General features: G+C 76.2%; 1 pseudogene. It reads right to left on the bottom strand.

What is annotated here, in order from left to right:
• Positions 1-3,528: pseudogene (locus ABZW03_RS38625) on the bottom strand (type I polyketide synthase); the annotation flags it as partial.
• Positions 3,529-3,612 lie beyond the last annotated feature (84 nt).

The raw sequence follows: 3,612 nt of genomic DNA, 5'->3' as shown, positions 1-3,612 counted from the left end.
GGGCAGGTCGGTGCGGCGGGCGCCGGTGCCGGCGAAGAAGGCCGACCAGTCGACGCCCGCGCCGTGGGCGTGGGCGGTGGCCAGGGCCGTCAGCGTGGTCTGCGCCTCGGGGCGGCCGGAGCGCAGCGCCGGGGCGAAGTCGCCCTGCTCGACGCACTCCTGGGCCATGGCGGTGAGGACGCCGTCCGGGCCCAGTTCGAGGTAGGTGGTGACGCCCTGGGCCTCCAGGGTCCGCATGCCGTCCAGGAACCGGACGGCCTCGCGGACGTGGCGCACCCAGTAGTCGGGCGAGCACAGCTCCTCGGTGGCGGCTCCGGTGACGTTGGAGACGAGCGGGATGACCGGCTCGGCGTACGTCAGGCCCTCGGCGACGGTGCGGAAGTCGTCCAGCATGGCGTCCATCAGCGGGGAGTGGAACGCGTGGGAGACGTTGAGCCGCTTGGTCTTCTCGAACTTCGCTGCGATCGCCAGGACTTCGGACTCGTCGCCCGAAATCACGGTGGACGTGGGGCCGTTGACCGCGGCGATGCTCACGCCGTCGGTCAGCAGCGGCAGGACCTCGGCCTCGGCGGCCTTGACGGCCACCATCGCGCCACCGGTCGGCAGCGCCTGCATCAGGCGGCCGCGCGCCGCCACCAGCGTGACGGCGTCGTCCAGCGAGAGCACGCCCGCGACATGGGCGGCGGCCAGCTCGCCGACCGAGTGGCCGACCAGGAAGTCCGGGCGCACACCCCAGCTCTCGTACAGCCGGAACAGCGCCACCTCGACCGCGAACAGCGCGAGCTGGGTGAACTCGGTACGCGCCAGCAGCTCGGCGTCCTCGCCGAACACGGCGTCCTTCAGGGGAAGTTCGACCCGCTCGCAGACCGCGTCGAAGGCCTGCGCGAACACCGGGTACGCCTCGTACAGCTCACGCCCCATCCCCGGCCGCTGACTCCCCTGCCCCGTGAACAGGAACGCCAGCTTCCCGCCGGCCTCCGCCGCCACCACCCCGGCCACCTCTACGCCGCGCGCCAACGCCCGGACTCCCGCCAGGAGTTCGGCACCGTCGCGGCCGACGACCACCGCCCGGTTCCGGTGCAGCGCCCGGCCGGTCGCCAGCGTGTATCCGACGTCGACCGGCTCCAGGTCCGTCCGGGCGCCCAGCCGGGCGAGCAGGCGGACGGCCTGCTCCCGCAGCGCGCCCTCGTCGCGGCCGGAGAGCACCCACGGGACGGCCGGAGGCGCGACCCGGGGGCCGGGCTCCGCCGCGGCCGGGGCCTGCTCGACCACGACGTGGGCGTTGGTGCCGCTGAACCCGAAGGAGGAGACGGCCGCCCGGCGCGGACGGCCGGTCTCCGGCCAGGGCCGCGCCTCGGTCAGCAGCTCGACCGCGCCCGACGTCCAGTCGATGTGCGGGGACGGTTCGTCGACGTGCAGGGTCTGCGGGAGCACCCCGTGCTGCATCGCCATGACCATCTTGATGATGCCGCCGACACCGGCCGCCGCCTGGGCGTGGCCGATGTTGGACTTCAACGATCCCAGCCACAAAGACTCTTCGCCGCTGCGCTCCTGCCCGTACGTGGCCAGCAGGGCCTGCGCCTCGATCGGGTCGCCGAGCCGGGTGCCGGTGCCGTGCGCCTCGACCGCGTCGACCTCGGCGGCCGACAGCCGGGCGGCGGCCAGGGCCTGGCGGATCACCCTGCGCTGCGCGGGGCCGTTGGGGGCCGTGAGCCCGTTGCTGGCGCCGTCCTGGTTGATCGCACTGCCGCGCACCACGGCCAGCACCCGGTGCCCGTGGCGCTCGGCGTCGGAGAGGCGCTCCAGCAGGAGCATGCCCGCGCCCTCGGCCCAGCCGGTGCCGTCGGCGTCCGCCGCGAAGGCCTTGCAGCGGCCGTCCGCCGCGAGGCCGCGCTGGCGGCTGAACTCCACGAACGGGCCCGGGGTGGACATCACCGTCACGCCGCCGGCGAGCGCCATCGCGCACTCGCCGTTGCGCAGCGCCTGGGCGGCCAGGTGGAGCGCGACCAGGGAGGAGGAGCAGGCCGTGTCCACCGTCACCGCCGGGCCCTCCAGCCCGAAGGTGTAGGACACCCGGCCCGAGGCGACACTGCCGGAGCCCCCGGTGCCCAGGTAGCCCTCGACGCCGGCGGGCAGGGCCGGGAGCCGGCTGAGATAGTCGTGGTACATCACCCCGGCGAACACGCCGGTCGCGCTGCCGCGCAGTGTCCCGGGGTCGATGCCGGCCCGCTCGAAGGCCTCCCAGGAGGTCTCCAGCAGCAGCCGCTGCTGCGGGTCCATCGCCAGCGCCTCGCGCGGCGAGATGCCGAAGAACGCCGGGTCGAACTCGGCGGCGTCGTGCAGGAAGCCGCCCTCGCGGGCGTAGCTGGTGCCCTGGTGGTCCGGGTCGTCGTCGTGCAGCCCGTCCAGGTCCCAGCCGCGGTCCGTCGGGAACGGGGTGACGGCGTCCCGGCCGCCGGCCACCAGGGCCCACAGGTCCTCGGGGGTGCGCACCCCGCCGGGGTAGCGGCAGGCCATGCCGACGATGGCGATCGGGTCGTCCCCGCCGGCCGCCACCGGCACGACGGCCGCGCGGTCCGGCCGGCCGTCGAACAGCTCGCGGCCCAGGTGTGCGGCCAGGGCCGCCGGCGTCGGGTAGTCGAAGACCAGGCCGGCCGGCAGCCGCAGGCCGGTCAGGGCGCCGAGCCGGTTGCGCAGTTCGACGGCGGTCAGCGAGTCGACGCCCAGCCGGGTGAAGGCCACCGCGGCCTCCACGGCCTCGGGCGAGCTGTGCCCGAGGACGGCCGCGGCCTGGGTGCGGACCTCGTCCAGCAGCCGCGCGAGCCGCTGCTCGGGCGCCAGGGGCGCCAGCAGGCGGGCGAGTTCGGAGCCGGATGACCCCGCCCCCGCGGCCGCGCCGCGGCGGGCCGGCCTCCGGACCAGGCCGCGCAGCAGGTGCGGCAGGTCGGCGCCCGCCCGTGCGCGCAGCGTCCCGAGGTCGAGCCGGATCGGCACCAGGACGGCCCGGTCGGCGGACAGCGCCCGGTCGAACAGGGCGAGCCCCTCCTCGGCCGCGAGGGCGCCGACGCCGGACCGCGCCAGCCGCCGGGCGTCGCCGTCCCGCAGCTCGCCCGCCATCCCGCCGGGCGCGGACGTCTCGGGCCGCTGCTCCCACAGGCCCCAGGCCAGCGAGGTGGCCGGGAGCCCGTGGGCGCGGCGGTGCGCGGCCAGGGCGTCCAGGAAGGCGTTGGCCGCCGCGTAGTTGCCCTGGCCGGCGTTGCCGAAGGAGCCGGCGGCCGAGGAGAAGAGCACGAAGGCGGCGAGGTCCTGCCCGTTCGTCAGTTCGTGGAGGTTGACCGCCGCGTCCACCTTCGGGCGGAACACCGCGTCCACCCGGTCGGGGGTCAGGGCAGCGACGACGCCGTCGTCGAGCACGCCGGCCGCGTGCACCACCGCCGTGAGCGGGTGCTGCTCCGGGACGGTCCCGAGCAGGGCCGCCAGGGCGTCGCGGTCGGCCACGTCGCAGGCCGCCGCGGTCGCCTCGGCACCCAGCTCGGCCAGCTGTACTGGCGGTGGCGGTACGGGAGTTGGCCGGACCGGCGGTCGCGGCCGGGGTGGAGCCGGGGTCGGCGG

The sequence above is a fragment of the Kitasatospora sp. NPDC004799 genome, from assembly GCF_040609095.1.
Lineage (GTDB): Bacteria > Actinomycetota > Actinomycetes > Streptomycetales > Streptomycetaceae > Kitasatospora.
The sequence above is the reverse complement of the archived record's forward strand: the minus strand, read 5'-3'. Positions and strand labels throughout refer to the sequence as shown.